General features: G+C 37.9%; 20 protein-coding genes. 13 read left to right on the top strand and 7 right to left on the bottom strand.

Going from position 1 to position 22,421, the window contains the following annotated elements; genetic code table 11:
- The first annotated feature begins 98 nt into the window (after window positions 1-98).
- The 7 genes from AC503W_RS16520 to AC503W_RS16490 all read left to right on the top strand — a co-directional run bounded on the left by AC503W_RS16520 (window position 99) and on the right by AC503W_RS16490 (window position 6,929).
- On the top strand, window positions 99-872 hold the full coding sequence (locus AC503W_RS16520; RefSeq protein ID WP_494915028.1) for a dioxygenase family protein: 774 nt from the start codon (window positions 99-101) through the stop codon (window positions 870-872).
- Between the two features lie 110 nt (window positions 873-982).
- Window positions 983-1,846 (top strand): alpha/beta fold hydrolase, encoded by an 864-nt coding sequence (locus AC503W_RS16515; RefSeq protein ID WP_494915026.1) that lies wholly within the window; start codon window positions 983-985, stop codon window positions 1,844-1,846.
- Between the two features lie 76 nt (window positions 1,847-1,922).
- Window positions 1,923-2,654 carry a carboxymuconolactone decarboxylase family protein gene (locus AC503W_RS16510; RefSeq protein ID WP_494915024.1) on the top strand — a complete coding sequence of 244 codons (732 nt, stop codon included), beginning with the start codon at window positions 1,923-1,925 and terminating at the stop codon, window positions 2,652-2,654.
- Entirely contained in the window at window positions 2,651-3,337 is a 687-nt protein-coding gene (locus AC503W_RS16505) for a CoA transferase subunit A (RefSeq protein ID WP_403122544.1), read from the top strand. Before AC503W_RS16510 ends, AC503W_RS16505 begins: the two co-directional genes overlap by 4 nt.
- Window positions 3,334-3,975 (top strand): 3-oxoacid CoA-transferase subunit B, encoded by a 642-nt coding sequence (locus AC503W_RS16500; RefSeq protein WP_403080214.1) that lies wholly within the window; start codon window positions 3,334-3,336, stop codon window positions 3,973-3,975. Before AC503W_RS16505 ends, AC503W_RS16500 begins: the two co-directional genes overlap by 4 nt.
- A gap of 21 nt (window positions 3,976-3,996) precedes the next feature.
- Window positions 3,997-5,112, top strand: coding sequence for a muconate cycloisomerase family protein (locus AC503W_RS16495; RefSeq protein ID WP_494915021.1), 1,116 nt, complete (start codon window positions 3,997-3,999; stop codon window positions 5,110-5,112).
- A gap of 155 nt (window positions 5,113-5,267) precedes the next feature.
- Window positions 5,268-6,929, top strand: a complete 1,662-nt coding sequence (locus tag AC503W_RS16490) for an amidohydrolase (RefSeq protein ID WP_494915020.1) — start codon at window positions 5,268-5,270, stop codon at window positions 6,927-6,929.
- Window positions 6,930-7,105: 176 nt separating this feature from the next.
- On the opposite strand, the gene AC503W_RS16485 is transcribed toward AC503W_RS16490, so the two are convergent.
- The 4 genes from AC503W_RS16485 to AC503W_RS16470 form a co-directional block, all read right to left on the bottom strand.
- Window positions 7,106-7,738 carry a type 1 glutamine amidotransferase family protein gene (locus AC503W_RS16485; RefSeq protein WP_494915018.1) on the bottom strand — a complete coding sequence of 211 codons (633 nt, stop codon included), beginning with the start codon at window positions 7,736-7,738 and terminating at the stop codon, window positions 7,106-7,108.
- 390 nt (window positions 7,739-8,128) lie between these two features.
- Window positions 8,129-8,674, bottom strand: a complete 546-nt coding sequence (locus AC503W_RS16480) for a GNAT family N-acetyltransferase (RefSeq protein ID WP_494915016.1) — start codon at window positions 8,672-8,674, stop codon at window positions 8,129-8,131.
- Window positions 8,675-9,185: 511 nt separating this feature from the next.
- Complete coding sequence (locus AC503W_RS16475) at window positions 9,186-9,299, bottom strand: hypothetical protein (RefSeq protein ID WP_494915015.1); 114 nt, start codon at window positions 9,297-9,299, stop codon at window positions 9,186-9,188.
- A 26-nt stretch (window positions 9,300-9,325) separates the two neighbouring features.
- Complete coding sequence (locus AC503W_RS16470; RefSeq protein WP_494917387.1) at window positions 9,326-9,412, bottom strand: hypothetical protein; 87 nt, start codon at window positions 9,410-9,412, stop codon at window positions 9,326-9,328.
- Window positions 9,413-9,712: 300 nt separating this feature from the next.
- Here AC503W_RS16470 and AC503W_RS16465 point away from each other — a divergent pair, with 300 nt between their 5' ends.
- The 5 genes from AC503W_RS16465 (at window position 9,713) to AC503W_RS16445 (ending at window position 19,205) form a co-directional block, all read left to right on the top strand.
- Window positions 9,713-11,305, top strand: a complete 1,593-nt coding sequence (locus tag AC503W_RS16465) for a type I restriction-modification system subunit M (protein WP_494915014.1) — start codon at window positions 9,713-9,715, stop codon at window positions 11,303-11,305.
- The gene (locus AC503W_RS16460) at window positions 11,295-12,497 is read left to right on the top strand and encodes a restriction endonuclease subunit S (protein ID WP_494915013.1); all 1,203 of its coding nucleotides are present in this window, start codon (window positions 11,295-11,297) and stop codon (window positions 12,495-12,497) included. Before AC503W_RS16465 ends, AC503W_RS16460 begins: the two co-directional genes overlap by 11 nt.
- A gap of 14 nt (window positions 12,498-12,511) precedes the next feature.
- Window positions 12,512-15,685 carry a type I restriction endonuclease subunit R gene (locus AC503W_RS16455; RefSeq protein WP_494915011.1) on the top strand — a complete coding sequence of 1,058 codons (3,174 nt, stop codon included), beginning with the start codon at window positions 12,512-12,514 and terminating at the stop codon, window positions 15,683-15,685.
- Complete coding sequence (locus AC503W_RS16450) at window positions 15,686-18,427, top strand: AbiH family protein (RefSeq protein WP_494915010.1); 2,742 nt, start codon at window positions 15,686-15,688, stop codon at window positions 18,425-18,427.
- A 304-nt stretch (window positions 18,428-18,731) separates the two neighbouring features.
- On the top strand, window positions 18,732-19,205 hold the full coding sequence (locus AC503W_RS16445) for an SMI1/KNR4 family protein (protein WP_494917385.1): 474 nt from the start codon (window positions 18,732-18,734) through the stop codon (window positions 19,203-19,205).
- Window positions 19,206-19,298: 93 nt separating this feature from the next.
- Here the strand turns inward: AC503W_RS16445 and AC503W_RS16440 are convergent, their stop codons facing one another.
- Genes AC503W_RS16440 through AC503W_RS16430 form a run of 3 tightly spaced genes read right to left on the bottom strand, consistent with a single transcriptional unit; the run spans window position 19,299 to window position 21,320 of the window.
- Window positions 19,299-20,069 carry a hypothetical protein gene (locus tag AC503W_RS16440; RefSeq protein WP_494915008.1) on the bottom strand — a complete coding sequence of 257 codons (771 nt, stop codon included), beginning with the start codon at window positions 20,067-20,069 and terminating at the stop codon, window positions 19,299-19,301.
- 1 nt (window position 20,070) lies between these two features.
- Window positions 20,071-20,949, bottom strand: a complete 879-nt coding sequence (locus AC503W_RS16435; RefSeq protein WP_494915007.1) for an ATP-binding cassette domain-containing protein — start codon at window positions 20,947-20,949, stop codon at window positions 20,071-20,073.
- Entirely contained in the window at window positions 20,946-21,320 is a 375-nt protein-coding gene (locus tag AC503W_RS16430; RefSeq protein WP_494915005.1) for a GntR family transcriptional regulator, read from the bottom strand. The genes AC503W_RS16435 and AC503W_RS16430 overlap by 4 nt, the downstream gene beginning before the upstream one ends.
- A gap of 383 nt (window positions 21,321-21,703) precedes the next feature.
- Between AC503W_RS16430 and AC503W_RS16425 the strand changes: the two genes are divergently transcribed.
- Entirely contained in the window at window positions 21,704-22,261 is a 558-nt protein-coding gene (locus AC503W_RS16425; protein ID WP_494915003.1) for a competence protein ComK, read from the top strand.
- Window positions 22,262-22,421: the final 160 nt, after the last annotated feature.

Raw genomic sequence — 22,421 nt, 5'->3', positions numbered from 1 at the left:
AGTCCTCCAAGAAAAGATTACCTATACGATTCACTTGCAAATGTATGCGGTTACAAAGTGTAAATATAGTTGGCCATTTAAAATCTGAGGGGGAAACAATGATGTCAGAAACAATTGTACAAAATAAGCGTGTATTAGAAGCGTATGAAAGCTTTGCTAAGCATTTGAAGAATTTTTTAGATGAACAACAATTTAATCATGAAGAGTATACGAATTTCGTGAATTGGGCAGATCGTCTGGGGAAAAGTGGAGAAATCCCGCTATTCCTGGATGTCTTCATCGAGACCTATGTATTGGAAGCTAAATATAAGGGGTTGCCTGGTACAGAGCCTTCCCTTCTTGGACCTTACTTTGTGGAAGGGTCTCCGTTACTTGAAAAGCAACCGTTCATTATACCGGAAAGACCGGATGAAGCCGGAGATAAGTTAGTGTTTTATGGAAATGCAAGTTCCGTTAACGGTCAACCATTGGCCAATACAAAAGTGGAGTGGTGGCAGGATGACAGCGACGGCCTATACTCGAACTTTGATTCAAAAGCACCTGACTTTAACTTAAGAGGTCATTTCTTTACGGACGAGAACGGAGACTTCGAGGTGCATGCGAGAGTTCCTATTCCTTACCAAATCCCTACGAGTGGTCCAACAGGTGAATTTGTAAGAGCGGCTGGGTACCATGCATACCGTCCTGCCCACATCCATATGAAACTCGAGCATGAAGGCCATGAAACACTGATCACTCAAGTCTTTTTTGAAGGGGATGAGTGGTTAGAAACGGATGTAGCCAAAGGCGTTCGAACTTCCTTGTTAACGAAACTTGAACAAGTGGGGGACCATAAAGAGGCATCCTTGAATTTTGTATTGAGAACCCTCTAATACTTGATGAATCGAATTCCTAGGCTGTCGAGAGCATTTCGGCAGCCTTTATTTCATAACACTAAAGATTTCTTCCATACGTATAACGGATAAAGGTGAGGTGCCAATACATGAACTCTTATAAAAAAATGATCAACGGGAACGAGATCCAAGTGGTGGATTACCCGGGGGAAAAAGGTCCGATTATCGCGATTCATGGACTAACAGGTACACATAAAAACATGTACCATTACGCGGATGCCTATAAAGGGGAATACAGATTCATTTCGGTCGACCTGCGGGGACGGGGAAATAGTGCGGATACAGATCCCGAGCCTTCCATCTTTCGTCATGCCGAAGACATCTTGGCATTAATAGAAGAAATGAATATCGAAAACCCTATCCTCTTGGGTCACTCCATGGGAGCCTTTATATCGGCCACTGTGGCCAGTAAATTAAATACAGTAAAAGCGGTCATTTTGCTGGATGGCGCTGCTACAATGTCCGAACACCAGAGAAGGATCGTTCAGCCTTCTTTGGGACGATTGAGTAAAGAATACGAATCTCAAGAACATTATGTCGAAGAAATCAAAAGGATTTACGGAAACCTAGGAATCACGTGGACAGAAACACTGGAGGATGCCGTCGAGTATGAAGTGGCTCCTGTAGCTGACCATTGGGAGAATAAATCAACCGAATCAAGAATCCTCGCTGACTTTGAAAGCTTTTATACCTTTAGTCCAAAAGAGATTTGCTCACAGATTCAATGCCCCGTATTGCTTGTGTATGCTGAGGGCGACATCGGGTCCATGCCCCCGTTATTCCTCCTGTCCGACTATGAGGAAACGCAGAAGTATACGGAACGAATCGAAACGGTCGTTTCGGACTGCAATCACTACACCATGGTCTTTGAAAAACGTGATGACATCAATCAAGATATTCAATCCTTTTTGAAGAGGGTCGAACAAACACCTTTTACATTTTTGAAGCAGTAAAGAAGTGAGGAGACCTACATCCTGAAAACCATCAAACTATAAAAATGGCAATCTACATAAGAAGGGAGAATGATGAATGAGTAAAGGGTTGGATTATTTTAAGGAAGTTTATGATGTAGTGCCGGGCTGGGTGCAAAAGATGCATGATTACAGTCCAGTTGTCTTGGACCACTATACGGGGTTGCGCGGTGAAATTATGCAGGATGGCGCGTTATCACGTAAAGAGAAGGATGTACTCGTGGCCAGCATGAACGCAGCAAGACTATATCCACGTAGCATGGTGTATCACACCAAGGGCGCCATGGATTATGGTTCAACGATTCCGGAACTAGTCGAATACTTACTAGTTTCCTATTTATATAAGGGGCTTCCGTCACTTAAAGTGTCGCTTGAGTCTTTTGCATATGCCCTGGAATTATCGGGTACACCAGTTGAACAGCCAGCAAATGATCCTGAAACGATTGAAGACGTGATTTCTACGATGATTGCCTGGATGGGAGAGCTGGATACACGTTTTTTAGTAGATACATGGAACGTCATTCAAACGAATGAAGCCGAGAGGATCGAGGAGAAAATCCTTAGTGAGGGAACCGTGTCTTCTAGATTGAAATACCTGAACATGGTGGGCAATTACATTACCGAATTGAGGGGTGAGGAGGCCATTGCCTGGATAGAAAGAGCGAGACAGGCCGGAGCTTCAGAGGCGGATCTAGCTGATGTGGGATACATATGCATTCTGACGGCCGGCATTCCAGCCTGGTTTGAAATCAGCGATTCCCTGAAACGGGCAAGGGAGGGACAGGCATGACGAAAGTGACACAAGATCTGCAAGAAGCCTTATCATGCGTGAAAAGTGGTCAAACGATTTTGGTGGGCGGCTTTGGATTAGTGGGTGCACCACTTACGCTAATTGAAGGATTGACTAAAAAAGACGTGAAGGATTTGACGATTGTCAGTAATAATCTCGGGGAAGCAGGTAAGGGTTTGGGAATCCTGCTCAACCAAAACAAAATCAAAAAGGGGATTGGCTCTTATTTTACAAGCAACCGTGATGTGGGTGCCAAATATCAAAGAGGGGAAATTGAACTGGAAATTCTGCCGCAAGGGACATTGGCAGAATCCTTGCGTGCGGGTGGGGCGGGCCTCGGCGGGTATTACACCACCACAGGCGTCGGCACCGAGCTTGCAATCGGAAAAGAAGAGCGCAATATTGATGGCGTGAATTATATTCTGGAAAAAGCGATCCGCGCGGATGTTGCCATTATCAGGGCGCATAAAGCCGATACCCTAGGGAATCTCGTTTACTACAAAACGGCTCGTAATTTCAACCCATTGATGGCAACCGCTGCGAAAAGGGTCATCGTAGAAGTGGATGAGATCGTCGAATCTGGTGAATTGGATCCAGAGGAAATCGTCACACCCCATCTTTATATCGATACCATTATCCAAGCACAGCAAATCTTGACAAAGGTAGGGGTAGTGAGCAAATGAATAAACAAATGAGCAAACATGAGGTGCAGCATCTGATTGCGAAGCGTGTGGCCAAGGAATTGCACGGTCCTTGTACCGTCAATTTAGGAATCGGCATCCCCACACTAGTAGCCGAATATCTCGAGGATGAGAACGTATTCCTGCACACCGAGAATGGCATGTTGGGTGTAACGGATGTTGAAGAGGAAGATATCGATCCGAACCTTGTCAATGCAGGCAAACTACCAGTCGGTGAAGCGGTGGGGACCTCCTTCTTCGATAGTTCCGATTCATTCGCGATGATCCGCGGCGGTCATGTCGATGTGGCGATACTTGGTGCCTTACAGGTTGCACAATCAGGAATCATTGCGAATTGGGCAGTTCCAGGTAAGAATATCTTGGGGGTAGGCGGTGCCATGGATCTATTGGTCGGTGCGAAAAAAGTCATTATAACGATGAGCCACACTTCGAAAGACGGCCAAAGCAAAATTCTGAAAGCATGCACCTACCCGATAACATCGACCAGAAGCGTGGATATGATCGTGACAGAGTTGGCGGTATTCGAAGTGGTCGATCAACAATTGAAGCTGGTTGAACTGATGCCAGGTGTGACGCTTGCAGAAGTGAAGGAAAAAACAGAAGCCGATTTTATTGTGTAAAAAGGTGAGAGTGAGGTAACTATGAAAATACGTTCAGTAGATATATATATACTAGATTTACCGACGATCCGTCCGCATCAATTGGCGATGCATACCATTGTTGAACAGACCCTTGTTGTGGCCTGCCTAACGGACGAAGCGGGAAATGAAGGATGGTCGGAAGTCGCGACGATAGGCGGTGCTTCATACGGGGAATCCACTCCGGAAGCCATAAAGGTCAATATTGACCGATATATATCCCCTTTGATCATCGGTAAGGAACCCGTACACTTTGACAAAATCATGTATGACATCTCGAAACACGTAAGAGGCAACTACTTTGCCAAATCCTTGATAGAGACGGCGATGGTCGATTTAACGGCTAGAAGTAAAGAGGTGCCTGCCTTTGAGTTATTTGGCGGCCAGATTCATAAATCGCTTCCAGTCGCCTGGACTTTGGCGAGCGGTGATACGGATAGAGATATTGAAGAAGCGAAGGAACTCTTACACCAGAAACGTCATAATATCTTCAAATTGAAAATCGGTAAAGGCGATCCGAGTAAAAACGTTGAACATGTATTGGAGATTAAAAAAGCTGTTGGGGACGAAGCGCGCCTTACTGTAGATGTGAATCAGGCGTGGGATGAAGATACGGCGAATGCCTGCATTGCACGCTTAGAAGACGGTGGCGTCTCCATGATTGAACAGCCACTCCCAACATGGAACAACGAAGGAATGGCACGCCTAACGAGCAGATTCAAGGTGCCAATCATGGCGGATGAATCGGCGAACTCCATACAAGATTGCTTCCAAATCGCGAAACACAGAGCAGGTAATTCCATCGCCCTGAAAGTGTGCAAAGCGGGCGGAATGACTCAAACGAAAAAAGTGGCAGCCATTGCCGAAGCGGCTGGAATCGGCTTATACGGGGGGACGATGATCGAATCCAGCTTAGGGACGGCCATCTGTGCACAATTATATTCAACGATACCGGAAATGAAATTCGGCACGGAATTATTTGGCCCATTATTGTTCAAAGATACGATCACGGTGAATGACATCCATTATGAAAACTTTGAAATCATCATTCCAGATGGAGTTGGATTCGGGGTGGAAATCGATAAAGAGAAAGTACAGCACTATTCGAGAGAAATTTGATAGATAAATGTGACTTTGACTGAGGCCCACCTTGATGAAGGGGGGCCTTATTTTTGACTAAACGATTCATAGTTGTAGGAAAATGCGGATGTATAGATGGATGGTCATATTTTTAGAGGGGCTATTGCTTTTGAATAAAGGGAAAACTGGCAACCATGGAGAAAGTAAAACAGGACGTATCGATGTCGACGCGTTACGGTAAACGAAAACTCGCAGAGAAAGGGATCCTTCCTATGAAGAAACTTTGGTATGGCGGCACAATTTACACAATGGAGAAAGAACATGAAACGGTAGAAGCCGTCCTTGTCGAGGGTGACAGCATACTCGCTACGGGACCATTCGATGAACTGAGCGTCCAGGCAGATGAGCGAATGGACTTGAAAGGGGCTACCATGTATCCGGGGTTCGTTGACAGCCATCTTCATATGCTCTTCCAAGGCGAAAAGTTAATTCGTCTTGATTTAACAAAAGCCCGATCTGCAACCGAGATGCTGGAGATGGTGAGCGAGGCAGCGAAGACAGCCCCAATTGATAGCTGGTTGTATGGGGAAGGCTGGAACGAAAATAACTTCGCTGACCAGCGCATTCCAACGATCGGGGAACTGGATGCGATTCGAAAAGAACCGATCCTGTTGACGCGGGTTTGCCATCACGTCGTGTTGGGCAACTCAGCGGCCCTTGCAGCAGGCGGCATCACATCAGACAGCCAACCTCCAGCAGGCGGAGAAATCGGGAGAGATGCGGATGGCAGGTTGAATGGCCTGTTGTTCGACCAAGCGATGAACCCTGTTACAGAAGCTGTGCCAAAAGAAGGGGAAGCGTACATCGATTCATTGACGAAAACACTGAACCTTACTGTGGATAACATGCTTTCTTATGGCCTGACGGGTGGGCATACAGAGGAAATGAACTATTTCGGTGACTTCCGAAACCCACTCACGGCGTTTCACCGCGTCGTCGGCAAGAAGAAGCATTTCCGCGTGAATATATTACGACATAACGCCGTATTCGAAAAAATGATCGAAGCCAACGCAGAGTTCGACGAGCCCTATGTAGAACCGGGCGCGATGAAGATCTTTGCCGACGGGGCCCTTGGCGGTTCGACGGCGGCCCTATCCGAACAATATGCCGATCAACCGGACAACAAAGGGCTCTTCATCCAAACCGATGAAGAGTTGGAGACGTTGGTGAAATTGGCACGCAAGCATAACGAAGTCGTGGCCGTCCATATGATTGGGGACGCGGCGACGGAACAAGTTCTTCGGGTTATTGAAAAATACCCGGCACCAAGTGGCAAGCGGGACCGCTTCATCCACTGCTGTATCTTGCGAGAGGACCTAGTCGAAAGAATGGCCAACCTACCGCTTGTCGTGGACATCCAACCGGCATTCGTCCCATCCGACTTCCCGTGGGTCATCGATCGCCTCGGGGAAGAACGTCTTTCCTTAGCCTATCCATGGAAAACATTGATGGACCGGGGCATCATGTGTGCAGCGGGAACGGATGCACCAGTAGAGGACATCGATCCGCTCGTAACCATCTATGCAGCAGTCGAACGGAAAAAACCAGGCGCCAAGCATGAAGGCTATATACCGGAACAAAAACTATCCCGTTTCGAAGCCATTCAACTGTACACGATCGGAAGTAGCCAGGCCATCAACAAAGAGCATGAGCGTGGCTACATCAAACCAGGCTACGTCGCGGACTTCACGATATTCGACCGGGACCTATTCGATGGCACGACAGACGAGATGCTGACAGCCAAAGCGTTGAAAACGGTCGTGGCGGGAAGGGTCGTATTCGAAAGAGGAAAATGAGACAAGAGGGAGATGCTTCGGTTATGGAGCATCTCCTTTTTACAAGATTACGAGCGATTTTTATAATAGAATCTGGTAAAATCAGGTGTTGGTTTGATTGTCTTATTGAACTAACGCCCCTGTCTGTTTGGTGTAATTATTCACAAACTCTATTAACTTCCCTGAATTTTTTAAACTCATTTATTTATTGAGTTCATTAACTGGAAGAAGTATTCAGGTTTGTGAGTCTTATTTAGGTTATACCATGAATGTAATGTATCTGGTGCAAATACATCTAATTTTTTCAGTACTTCCATCGCAAATTCCAAAGGAGCTACTCCTGATGCAGTAACCAAATTTTCACTAGCTACCACAGACTCCATCTCATGAAAATTTTCTCCTTTATAATTAGGACAGACCATTTTAATATAATCTAAGCTATTGCTTGTATGCTTTCTAGAATCTAGATATCCCATATTCGCTAGTCCCTCAGTTGCACCACAAATTGCAGCAACAGTAGTGCCAAGCTTTAAAGCCTCGCCAATTTTTTTCAAGATAGGTTGATGAATAGCTTCTCCCCAAGTATTCCCTCCAGGTAGAACTACAAGATCTTTACTGTCTAGAGTACATTCATCAAGGGAAATATCTGGTTTTATACTCAGTCCTCCCATCGTAGTAATAATTTCTTTATTAGCTCCTACTGTAATTACTTTTAAAGGTGCTAAATCCTTTTTGAAATATTTTCCTGAGTTTAGTTCAGCAATTAAATATCCATATTCCCAGTCTGACATTGTATTAAATACATAAAGATAAACCTTTTTTATTTTCATCCAATAACACTCCAATCACAATTTACATAGTTATTAGCAGTTTCAAGGTCTTCAGTATAAATTTCATGACATTCTATTCTTTTCATATCAAAAGCTACCTCCTCAAAATAAAGAACGTATGTTCCTGATAATAAAAATATATACCATAATTAACCAATAGTCCAGATGATTATTTACTTATTTGAGGCCGATACTATCACACATAAAATTAGTTAAGCCTAATTTCTTCTTGAACTAGCCTGCCCCGTTAGTAGGAATAACCTTTATACAATACACTTAGATAATCTAAGTTATTGATTTTGACAAACTCAATCAAATTCTTACGTGAGGTATAAAAAATAGCCATTCCTATATTGGAACGACTGTATGACTGATTCCGCTAAATCCCCGTTACTTGAATAACTTATACCAGTATAAAGTGGTTTCAATATCAGGGTTATAGGACTGCTTGAGTGTGTCAACTCCACCTAGCATGAATCCTTGTTTCACATAAAATCTGCAGGCACCAAGATTATCATCTTGGGTTTCCAAGGACATGCCTATCAGGTTTCTTTGTTTGGCCCACTCTTCAGCCTGATGTAAGAGCAACGTTCCGACGCCACTGCCTCTATACTCTTTCTTAGTCGCAATGTTTTCAATATAACAGAAGTGATTCCAATCCTGAATGATTCTAATTTGCCCTATGCACGTATCATTCAGATAAGCTAAAAACAAAGCTTTATCCTCTTGGTCTATATAGTGGCTCCAATCCAGTTCGTCATCTGGAAAACGTGTTTCTCTAGGTTTATCAAAAAGAGCCTCTTCATAAGACCACTTTCCTGATTGTAAACGGGGGACAACCCTACCAAATAACGTAAAATAATCATTTGTCAGATTGATATCCTTTATTAAGTCATTATTTAATGGAGAAATAATGAGTTTATCTTCACTACCCATATCAAACACTTCCTTTTATGGTTTTTGAAAATATTTTATTTAAGGATCATTAAACCCTATCTTATTCAACATCACGGCCCGTTAGCTGAATAACCTCTCTTTATAAAATACCATAAAAAGTAAATGATTCCTTGTTGAAATTAAAAGCAACAATCTTTACGAAAAAGAATAAAAAAAACGCCCTTTTTAGTAAATGAAGTTACCACACACCATTAAGGAGGAAGCTACCGTCCCTCAAAAACGAAATCCCACACCCACTTGTATCCCCTATGATAACTAACAAACAACTGTGTTTTTTGATATGCAGGATCTCATTCCTACTCACCACGTGGTGCGTGTGATTGAGCAAATAATTGAATCAGTATAAGCTACCCTTTTTTCGAGCACGATAATGGTGGTGCCAATTTATGTAGCATTGAAAGGAAGAAACTATGCGCCGAGCATGATGGCTACATACCCGAACAAACCTATCCTGTTTCTAAGCCATTCAACTGTATATGATCGGCAGTAGCTAGGCCATCAACAAAGAGCATGAACGTGAGCAATAACCTGCGGGAAAAGCAATCATATGACCTAATAAAGTAATGCTTAGAATATTACAAGCTTTTACTAAAAGATTTGTCACTTTAATATCATCAGTGCTTGGCTGAGTTACTCCAGAATGGTGATTATGAGAGCAACTATAATTGGAGTAGCATTACTAAGCATTTCAGGTTTCAATACTTCACGTGGATGAATGATACAAGCATTTAAACTTCCGATGTGGAAAGTTTGAATACAGTTTTAATCAATAATAGATATTTCCAAAAATAGGATGTTTATATTTCATTAAAATGGTAATGATAGGCTATATTCTTATGAAATCTAGAATATAGCTTCTTATTAATTCGCTATGGAATAGAGACCAATTTATAAATAATGATATACTAATAAAATAGAAAGAAGTATTGGCTTTTAGTAAAAAATAACCTGTATTATAATGCTAATTCTATATTTGAAAATATGAAATTAATTTAATTTAAAAAGTGGGGAAGTAACATGGATAACTTAAACTCAAAGCTATTTAGTGCTGCAGACAATTTACGAAGTAAGATGGATGCATCAGAATATAAAAACTATTTATTGGGATTGATTTTTTACAAGTATTTATCTGATAAGTTGCTAGTAAAAGTAGTGGAAGTAGCGGATGAATCTTTAGAAGAATACGATACACAAGATAAACAGGTTCAATTGTATAGAGATTTATTAGCAGATGAAGATATAAGAAATGACTTAATTGAAACGTTAATTGATACATTAGGATATGATATTCAACCAGACTTTTTATTCAATGTACTAACAAATCAAGCTAAGCAAAATATATTTCAATTGAATGATTTGAATAAAGCTTTTATTGACTTATCGACAAAATATGATCAATTCAATGGGCTATTTGATGATGTAGATTTACAATCAAAAAAATTAGGGTCAGATGATCAACAACGAAACATTACAATTACAGAAGTATTGAAAAAATTAAATGATGTTGATGTACTTGCACATAATGGCGATGTCATTGGGGATGCCTATGAATTCTTAATTAGCCAATTTGCCTCTGAAGCAGGAAAAAAAGCAGGAGAATTTTATACACCTCATGCAGTATCTGACATGATGGCGCGTATAGCTGTAATTGGACAAGAAGATAAAAAATTGTTTAGTGTATTTGATCCAACAATGGGGTCAGGTTCTTTAATGCTGAATATTCGAAACTATATTAATCACCCTGATAGCGTAAAATATCATGGACAAGAACTCAATACGACAACTTACAATTTAGCGAAAATGAACTTGATTTTACATGGTGTAGATAAAGAAGATATGCGTCTACGTAATGGGGATACATTGAATAAAGACTGGCCGACAAGTGAGCCATATACTTTTGATTCAGTATTGATGAATCCACCGTACTCTGCAAAATGGTCTTCAGACGATAAATTTTTAGATGATTCTCGTTTCAATCGTTATGGAAAATTAGCGCCAAAATCAAAAGCAGACTTTGCTTTTCTTTTACATGGTTTCTATCATTTAAAAGATTCTGGTACGATGGCCATTGTTTTACCCCATGGTGTACTATTCCGCGGTGCAGCGGAGGGTGTAATACGTAAGAAATTATTAGAAGATGGTAGTATTGATGCGATTATCGGTATGCCCGCAAACTTATTCTTTGGTACATCCATTCCAACAACAGTCATTATCTTAAAGAAAAACCGTACGACGCGTGATGTTTTATTAATTGATGCAAGTAATGAATTCAAAAAAGGAAAAAACCAAAATGAATTAACAAAAGAAAACATCGATAAGATTGTCGAAACGTATAAAGTAAGAGAAGATGTTGAAAAATACGCCCATGTTGCTACATTTGATGAAATTAAAGAAAATGAATTCAACTTAAATATTCCTAGATATGTAGACACTTTTGAAGAAGAAGTGCCTGTGGATATGGCTGCAATTGGATCAACAATCCAAAACATTCGAAAAGAAAAAGCAGAAATACAATCTAGCTTATTCGATATGATTTCTTCATTTCAATATGAAAAAGAAAATGAAGAGTGGATTAAAGGTGCATTAGAGGTGTTTAAGCATGGAGAATAAGCAGACACCGGAAGTACGCTTCCCAAGGAATGTAGGAGAATGGAAGCGTATTAAATTGGATACAATAGTGGATAGAGTAAGATCCTATTCCTTATCTCGTGAAGTGGAGACATTTGAAAATACTGGATACAAATATATTCATTATGGTGATATTCATACAAAAGTTGCAGATAAAATAGATGATTCTAGTAATTTACCAAATATAAAAGCTGGGGATTACGATCTGCTAAACAAGGGAGATTTAGTATTAGCTGATGCTTCAGAAGATTATCAAGGTATTGCTACTCCTGCAGTAATCACAATAGATGTACCATACAAGCTAGTTTCTGGGCTCCATACAATAGCTTTGAGACCCAAATATGTAGATTCTTTATTTCTTTACTACTTGATTAATTCACCTATTTTTAGGAAGTATGGTTACAAGATAGGTACAGGAATGAAGGTGTTTGGAATTAGCGTTACGAACCTTCTAAAATTCGAAAGTATGTTCCCTCAATTACAAGAACAAACCCAAATTGGAAAATTTTTCAAATGTCTAGACGACACGATAGATCTTCATCAGCAAGAACTCAACACTCTTAAACAAACAAAACAAGGATTCTTGCAAAAAATGTTTCCGAAAGAAGGAGAGTCTGTACCGGAAGTTCGTTTCCCAGAGTTTAGTGGGGAGTGGGGAAATTATAAGGTTGGAGATATTTTTAAAGTTACACGTGGTCAAGTGCTTGCTGCAACTGAAACAAGCGAAATCAAAACGAATGCAATGCCATATCCAGTTTATTCATCACAAACTAAAAATAACGGATTAATGGGATATTTTAAAGACTATCTATTTGAAACGGCAATTACATGGACAACTGATGGAGCAAATGCAGGAACCGTAAATTATCGTTCCGGAAAGTTTTATAGTACAAACGTCAATGGTGTTTTACTTTCAGATAAGGGTTATGTTAATAAAGCGGTTGCAGAAGCTTTAAATCTTGTTGCTTGGAAATATGTTTCGAGAGTCGGCAACCCTAAACTGATGAACAACGTTATGAGTGATATTGTGATTTCATTACCAGTGAATATTGAAGAGCAAAATAAAATAAGTAAATTCTTTAAACAATTCGACAATACAATCACACTTCATGAACGTGAACTGAATGCTTTAAAAGAAACAAAAAAAGCATTCTTACAAAAGATGTTTATTTAACTTAATGAGAAAGGGTGATTAAAATCAAACATAACGATGAAGAGGAAGTAGAACGTCGTTTGATTGAAGTTTTGGGAGAAGGGCATAATCAATGGAATTATCGCCCTGACTTAAAATCAGAAAAAGCATTATGGAATAACTTACGTCAAAAGATATCGCAAAATAATTTATCCGAAATTGGAGAGTACCCCATTACAGATAATGAATTCGATAAGATAAAAACAGAGTTATTATTAAGAACACAAACACCTTTTGATGCCGCAAAGTGGCTCAAAGGGGAGAATGGTATTTCACGTATTACAATCGAGCGTGAAGATAGTTCGCTTAATTCTTTATCATTAGTTTTGTATTCGAATCAAGATATTGGTGGAGGGATTTCCACTTATGAAGTCGTGCACCAAATTGCAAAACAAAAAACAACGTTAGAAGATCGTGATCGTAGATTTGATGTGACACTATTAATTAATGGATTACCAATTGTTCAAATTGAATTGAAACAAGCGACTGCTAAAGATGGTGTTTATCAAGCATTCAATCAGGTGAAGAAATACGCAGAAGAAGGGATGTTTAGAAACAATATCTTTTCTACCCTTCAGCTCTTTGTCATTTCAAATGAAAAAACAACACGCTACTTTGCAAATGCGATGCCGAAAGATATGCATAAAAAGTTCATCTTTAGCTGGCGTACAACGAATAATCGAAAAGTAGATAATCTCTATGAATTTGTTAAACAAGTATTAAATATTCCAGATGCACATCGCTTAATCGCCAATTATACAATTGTTAGTGAAGATCAAGATAATAAAGTGTTAATGGTATTGCATCCTTATCAAATTCATGCGATTGAAGCATTATTTACATCCGCTATTAAACATCAATCAGGCTATGTATGGCATGCGACAGGTTCAGGGAAAACGTTGACAAGTTTTGTTTCGACGAAATTGTTAGCACGTAAACCAGGTGTAGACCGGACCATTATGCTGATTGACCGGAAAGATTTAGATAATCAAACGACCAGTGAATTCACGAAATTCGCCTCTGAATTTAATACAGGTATTTCTTCTGGTAATGCAAAATCAAATAGCTTGATTGTCGGTACAGGTAGTTCAAGAGAATTAAGTAAGACATTATTAGCTGATGCCAATTCCAATACAGTCATTGTTACAACACGTCAAAAATTAGAAGCAGCGTTACGGTATGCTAAGAAGCAAGAAGAACAACAAGGAACAAATCGTTACCAAAAGTTAATGGGGCAACATATTGTATTCGTTGTAGATGAATGCCACCGTGCATTAAGTGCAGAAGGTATGGAGGCTATTAAAGAATTCTTCCCTAATTCCACTTGGTTTGGGTTTACAGGAACACCAATATTTGAAGAAAATAAAAAACAAGCTAAAGGAAGATTAGCTCGTACTACACATGACCAATATGGTGAAGTATTACACACCTATACAATTAAAAATGCTTTGGATGATGGAGCGGTATTAGGTTTTCAAGTGGAACATGAAAATACGATTGAACCCACTTCGCTAGATAATTATATTTTTAACCAACTATGTCCAAAAGATGATGAAATGGATGCGAATAGCTATATTGATTTGCGTAATGAAACGAACGATCAAATCGATCAAATGGACGGATTAGTAAAAGAAGAGTATTTGGAAACATCTATTTTTGAATCCGATGAGCATATTCAAAAAGTATTGCATAAAATTTTCCGTCCTGATAATGCGTATGTAAAATTTGATTTTAAAAATGGTCGACCACAGAAGGCAGCGATATTAACAACAAGTTCAATTAGTATGGCGAAACGTTATTATCATGCGATTAAGGAAATGACAAAAGATCCAGAGTGGTTAACAAATGAATTTGCAGGTCAACCAATTCGAAATGGACGAACAATTACAGATCCAGATTTCCCTCGAATCGCGATTACGTACTCACTACAAGAAAATGAAGAATATTCAAAAAAAAACCAAAGTGAAATGAAAGAAATTATTAAGAATTACAATGATTATTATCATACTGCCTGGTCAATTGAAGATATTGAACGATACAATGGCGATATTAACAATCGTTTAGCTCGTAAAAAAGCCGAGTTCAAAGAGTTTGGTAAGCAAGTAGATTTGGTTATAGTAGTCGACCGCCTATTAACAGGTTTCGATGCGCCGACGATCCAAACATTATTTGTCGATCGTAATTTAAGTTACGCAAATTTGATTCAAGCTTTCTCAAGAACGAATCGTACGTATCCAGGAAAAACAAAAGGTTTGATTGTTACATTTAGAAAGCCATTCTTAATGGAACAAAATGTGGCAGATGCGACAAAATTGTATTCTCATGAACAAGAAGAAACCAATCTAGTGTATCCGACATATGATGAATCGAAAAAACGTTTTAAAAAAGCACATAAAGAATTAACGAAGGTAGTTTCAGATCGAACTGAAATTGATGAACATTCTTCTCTTGAAACAAAAGTGGACTTTGTGAAAGCTTTCCAAGAATTAAGCAATTCATTTGAAGCTTTAGTGACATATGATGATTATAATGATGATATAGAGAATTCTAAGGCACTGTATAAGCAAGTAGGAGATTTAGAAGGATATATTGGCGTATATAATACCATTAAAGGCTCATTAGTAGAAGAAAAAATGACAGGTGAAATGCCGCCGGATTTTTCAAGTATTGAGTTTTACGGAGAAAATATAGGTAATATTTATGATATTGATTCAGCATATATCGATCAATTATTAGGAACATACTCAGCAAACAATCAGGGGATTCGTGATGAAATTGAAAATGCGCTTCAAAAATTAAAAAAATCAGAAGTTGTTAAAGAGATATATCGTAATATTTTGAGCGCTATTGATAATAAAGAAGTTGATTCAGATGATGATATTTTTGTAGTAAAACGTAGCTTCTTTACTACAGCACGGAACCATGTGATAACTGAATTTGCAAATACTTGGTTTGTAGATGAGGGAGCACTTCATACATCTGCAATGCAATATGTAATAGGTGCTGATCCTATCCCTAACATCGGAGGAATCATAGACAGTAAACGCTTTGATCTGTATAAAATTGCACACCTAGATGCAAAACCTCTAAAATACGGGCCTGAAATGAAACGCCAATGGAGAACAACACTTGATGAATTCGTTGTACCGTTGGATGAGGAGTTGCGTTAAATGGATACTTTAAATCAAATTGAAGAATTTATTGTGAGCGAAGAATTTATTATAGATAAAGAAGTAAATAGTAATTCAAAAAATATAGTAGTTATTGGAAATGGTTTTGATATGAGCTTGGGGCTCAAGAGTTCATACCAAAATTTTATTGAATACATTAAACATAAAAAAAAATTCGATAAAGATTATGATTTGTATAATTATAATCGACTTTTTCTAAGGAAATTTGAAAATTTCCAATTGAATTGGTCTGACTTTGAAAGTTTATATGAGGAAAATGTAAAAAAAATAAATAATAGATCTCAAAAAAGTGAAGAAGCGCAAGATATTTTGGATATTACGTCTATAAATAATGCTATTAAAAGACTAGAAGAGGATTTTACCGAATACCTTTTAGAAGAATATCCCAAGTGGATTGAGCAGAGGACTACCCCACTTGGAAACTCTGGATTCAATAAATTTACAGAAGATATAAATCCTTTTATAGAAAAACTAATTAGGGATGAAAATACATATTTCATCAATTTTAATTATACAAATACGTTGGAAAATCTGTGTGAAAGTATACTCTATGATTTAGAGTCGGTAAAAAAGTCTAGTGAAAAACTGAAAAAAGCACAGGATAGAATTTTTCATATACATGGAAGCTTGAAAGAAGAAAATATTTTATTTGGAGGCGGTTTTACAGATAGTGAAGATATTAATAAACTTCATTATTCACAGTCTTTGATAAATGACAAATTATTTAGAATTAAAGAAAATGAATTATTAAATACTACAAGAAAACAAATAATGTCTATTGTTAACTCAGGTAGTAAACATTCTAAAAATAATTTGTTTATTATAGGACATTCTCTCCAAGGTAGTGATTTTTTATTCTTATCGAAACTAATAAAAGCCGTAAATAAAGTATATATTTTTTATTACGAAGACGATTATATATTTAAAATGGAAGAAATTTTAAGAAAACTTGGTTCCGATATAGCTGAAAAAATCGTATTAATTCCTTTTTTAGAAGTACTATTACAAAAAAACAAATTGATCATATCTAATTATGAAGAATATCAAAGAGTAGCTTCGTGTTTTTTTAGTAAATTTCCAAAAGAAGATATATTATCCAAACTAGCATTAACTATAGACCATTTTAGCTTCCGTCATATGAACGAGCTAAGAATAACATCTGATAATGTCGATAAGATCATTCAGATTGTGCAGGGTTTAGTAATTAATAAAAATATTCAAGGAATCTCTCGAATTTATTTTGAAGAATTACTTGGTATTGAAGAATTTTATAAGCTTAGCAAGTCAGAGGATTTTCTAATGGTATTAAAATCAGTGGAAAAAATCAGTTTTTATAATACGGAAATAGACAGTGATTTTTTTATACAGCTTTTAGAAAGCGGAAGTAAACTAGCTTATATTAGTATGGAACAATGTACATTAGTAAATGGGGACAATAAGGCAGATATATCTGAATGCGAATCATTGAAAAGATTAGAAATAATTGATTGCTCTTTTACATCTGATATAAGAAATAAACGACAAAGTGTGTTCTATATTACATCCAGTAAACCAAACAATATAGAAAAATTAATTATATTAAAAAATAGCAATATTGTACTCGAACGTGATGTTTTTGAAAAATCAAATAATTTAATAGAGCTTAATATTTCAATAACAAATGAGGAAAGTGTCTATTCGGAAGTTGTTCATTTGAAAAACTTAGAGATTTTACAAATGGATTATACTTCTGGAAAAGTACCTTCTTTAACAGTAGGAAATAATATTAGGGAAGTGAATTTATTAGGTTATCCAGGTGAATATGTTAAGCTATCATCTTTTTTTAAGAATAATAATACATCTGTCGGTTTTCCTAATCTTAAGCTATTTCATTTGAAAATTCCAGATCAAATGAATTCATGTCAGGATATTATCATTGATGTTATTTTAGATGTGTTTTCAAATAATACAAAATTCATTGTAGATAAAGATATAAAATGGATTAAAGAATATTATTTGGAACAGAACGAGCAGCATATTAAAATTTTTAATAAATTCGAAGAATCAGTTGATAATAGTATTTTACGTGAATTTGAAAATTTGTCTTTAGAACTATCAAGATTAAAAAAGTATTCAGTTTTAGATGAGTTTTTTGAAGAAATAAATAAAAAACTAAATGAAGAAATTCAAAGTATCAATCAAATTAGGACTGAAGTCGGAAATGAAAATACTGTTGATGAAAAGACTCAAGATGATTCGCAAAAAAGCACTGCTAATAAAACATGGACTCTAATTGATGATTTATTATATGCTCATGCAACTGGGAATAAGTCAGCATCTATAGAACTTATTAAGACTTTAGAAAATCAGAATAGGGATAAGATTGTAATAAGTGCTTACCGTGAATTGTTGACTGAGATTGCGCGTACAACATTGGATTCCGAAGAAGATATATTAAAATTCAAAAATGATTTCTTCATACAAGTACGAGATAAGATTATTATGGATTTTTCAAAAGAGTGGTTTGTTGAATATGAAGAACTAATTTTATCGGCTATACAGTATGTTGATGGAGTTGAAGATATCCCTAACATTGGGAATGTTATTGACAGCAGAAATTATAAAGACTATAAAGTCAAACATTCTGGAACCACTCCATTTAAGTATGCTCAAGCAATAAAACAAGCTTGGCAGAAGGTATTGAATGAAGAGATAGTGTATTTGAATGAAGAATTGAAGTAGATTTACCATTAAGGTAGTCAAATACGTAGTCAGAATTGTTTCCTAATAACTACAAAATCTATAAAGATTAAGATTATAGCAATATGAAAAAAGCAGGTTCGACTCCCGCCGTTTCGAGCCCCTTCAATTGTACACAATCGGCAGTGCCCAATCCATTTGCAAAGAGCATGAACGTGGAAGATACTTCTGTCCCCAGGGTATATCCTTTTCATGGCGAAAAAAGGATAAAAATCCTATGCAAGTAATAATGAACCATGTATCATGTGTCATGAAAGCAAATATGAACGTATGGGAAGTGCAAACAATGGGGAAAAGCATCTGGTTAGAAGATGTAGAAATAGAGAAGTTAGCACCATTAACAGATGAAATGGTCAAAATAGCAGAAAAACAGCTGAAAGTAACATTGCCGCAAGCTTATATAACGCTCCTTAAAGAACAGAACGGTGGCTATATTGAATGCAACGCCTATCCAACTGATGTTCCGACATCATGGGCGGATGACCATGTGAACGTGGACTATATCAGCGGAATTGCCGAAGAAGACGGCATCTTGGATAGCGAATATTTAATCGAAGAATGGGACTTGCCGAAAAACCTTGTCCTTATCTCCGGCGATGGACATACATGGACGGCCCTCGATTACAGAAAGACGAAAGATAACCCACCTGTTATATTCGTTGATGTAGAAGAAGAGAGAATCATTGAATTAGCTCCTGACTTTGAAACATTTTTAAACGGATTAACCGTGTGGGAAGACGAAGAGGATGAAGATGAGTGACAGCCACCAGCTGAACTTCAAAACAAAGCCTCACTACATGCGACATGTAGTGAGGCTTTACGTTTATAATTATTAACATCATCCTCATACCTATTAAACCTTAATGGCCACCCTTTTAGTAAACTGACGTATGATCCAAAGGATAATTCCTATTATCACAAACACCACGAAGACGGATACATACAAAGGCATCGTGAAGGTGTAGTTATACATCCCAATTGCGAGTCCGGCATGAATGAGAACGTCTTCTATATAAAGAACTAAGCCCCCCAATGCAATACTGCCAAGGCCGGCAATGGTTCCAAACCGGTAGAAGGCCGCCCCGATGAGCCATCCTACTATATAATAGGTGAGGATATTTAATGAGAAGATCAATAGGGCTAATAGCGGGTCACTGTGAAGTTCTACAATCGGTGTTAAAATAACGGATTGGATCATATCACTAATGAGGTTTCCGCCATCATCTATATGCTCCGACTTATATCCTTGAAAAACGATCGGTAAATCAGCAAGCTTGATGATAAACGAAATCACCTGAGTAATGAGTGCCGACATTAAGGGAATGATGATCGACAAGGTGACGGAAGCGATAGTGGCACCATAAAAGAAATCTCTTCTTGTGATTCCATGGCCTACATAGTGTTTGATGAAACTAGATGAAGAGATAATCCCGATGACAAGCATGAATATATTGGAAGTAATGGAAGACGAGGCGAAAAATGTACTTACTTCATCCTCGCTAAACTGAGAAGTGGTTATTTTAATTACATGGATAAGCAACATGACGCCAAAGAAGCTGAGTGTCCAAACAAACTGCATCCAAAACATATCCCTCGTTACTAGTAAGTAAGGCTTTTGATTCATTTCAGACATCCTCTCCAGTCAAGTGAATGAATAAATCTTGAAGCGAAACGGGTCCCACTTCGAGTCCACGTTGCTGCGCCTCTTTTCGTTTGGCTTCACTTAGTTCCCCGAAAACCATTATAGACTTGGTGCCGCCCAATTGCTGTACACTTAACTGCTTCAGTTCAAGGCCACGCACAAAATCATCTACCTCATCAGTTTCTCCGGTGATCGAAGCGCCCTTCGTGATGAACGATTCATACTCTTCCTGAAGTAACAGCTTTCCTTCATGCAGAATCAATACTTCATCAAATAAATAGTCCATTTCCGAAACTAAATGAGTGGAAAGGATGATAATCCTCGGATGGTGAGCTTGATCCTCTAACACTTCCCGGTAAAAATTTTCACGTGTCGGCGCATCCATCCCTTGATAGGCTTCATCGAAAATGGTGATCGGTGCCCTACTAGCCAAGCCGGCAACCACATCAAAGGCAGATTGCATCCCTTTTGAGAATTTCTTCAAAGGTTTATTGACCGGTAAATTGAACTTCTTGAGGAGGGTGTCTGCATAGTCACGATCAAAATTCGCTCGATACCTTTCGACATCCCGGAGAAGGTTTTTGGCGTTTTCGGATTCTTCCTTATAATCCTTACTGTAAATGAAATTAACCAATGACATGACCTTTGCATTCTCAAAAGGCTCTTCACCATTGATTGTAAGCATACCCTCCGTTTGAAAGCGGAATGAGGAGATAATGGACAATATGGACGTTTTTCCAGCCCCATTTCTGCCGAGAAGACCGTAAATCTTCGGTCCAGACAGCTTGAAATCAATATGCTGCAGGGCATGGTGCTCCCCGTAGCGTAAACCAAGATTATTCACAACAACCTCTACCGTCAATGCAACCCACGTCCTTTCACCTGTTTAATGAACTCCATTATTTCACGTTCACTGATGCCTAGATTATCTGCTTCCTGAACCAATCCGATGACATACTGATCGACGAACGCCTCTTTCCGTTTTTGAACAAGCTTGCTTTTAGCACCTTCCGCTACAAACATGCCAATCCCCCTTTTTTTAAAAAGAATCCCTTCTTCCACCAACTGATTAACCCCTTTGGACACCGTAGCATGATTGATCTTATAAAAGCTGACGAGTTGGTTCGTGGAAGGAGCCTGGTCGCCTTCCTTTAACTGATCATTCACAATCTGATCCTCGATTTTCTCGCGTATCTGTAAATAAATCGGTTTATCCTGATGGAACGGTTTCATTTCCCTCACCACTTTTCAGAATCACCATAATAAAACTTATATGGTTATATACTTATGTGTATAACCATAAAGGGTTAATCAATATTTGTCAATAATTAAGTGAAGGGAGCTCCATGTCTGTACATTTCATGAAATTGTCATTTTCAAAGAGACCGGACCTAAAAGTTCTATTAAACTTCACAAAATGACAAGAAAATCAGTAAAAATGAATGAATATTCATTGGGAAAATGAAAAACTATGCCTTTGTAGGTCTGTTTTGTAAAAAGTAAGTTCATTTAACAGGAATATGAATCAAAAAGAACAAGTTTTTATAGGTCTAAATAATTAGGTTGATTTTACAAAAAATACATAAAATAGGATAATAGTCGCAGGGGTGATTAATATGAAAAGAGAATACATAATTAACAAAGAAACAATTAGTTTAATATCGGAGTTTGATAATTTCGGTAAGGAGAATACTAGAGCAATAGAGGGAAAGAATATGTTCTTAGTAAATAAATCTCCAGAGAAAATAATCAATGATACTCTTAACTACCTAGGATCAAGTTTAGAAGGGGCAATTATAGGTTCGAAGTCCATACTGGGAAATATATATAGAGTGCCTATTTCCATTTCTGCAAAACAAGGAATCACTTGGTTTCCATGTAACTCCTGTAGACCAAAGGAAAGCATTTGGTTAGCACATTCTCACATTGAAAATTTAGAAAAACTAAATTCTATTGAAACCATAGTACATATGAGTCATGGACATAGTTTAAATATATCTATGAGAAAAAAACAAATTGAAGACAGGATGGGAAGGGCAGCTCTTCTTCAAACTAAGCTAGTTGAACGTTCCACAAAGAAAATGCTTTTTCTATATGAAAAAGGAAGTGGTATCAAACTTTACAAAAGGAAAGGAGAAATTAATTTTGTGAATGATAAAGAAAAAGTAGATTAATATTTATTCAATGCTTCCTGACTATCCTAATATATAAAGGCTATGTTAAAGGTAAAGGTTGATTTAGTGTAAAATGGCATGATGACAACTACCCTACATCTAATTAGATTAGTTTTACCAAACTGGTTATTTATGTTAAATTAATCATAATGGTTAATGA

This window comes from Peribacillus suis (assembly GCF_059384845.1).
Note: the sequence above shows the minus strand (reverse complement) of the source record. Positions and strands in the feature narration are given on the sequence as shown.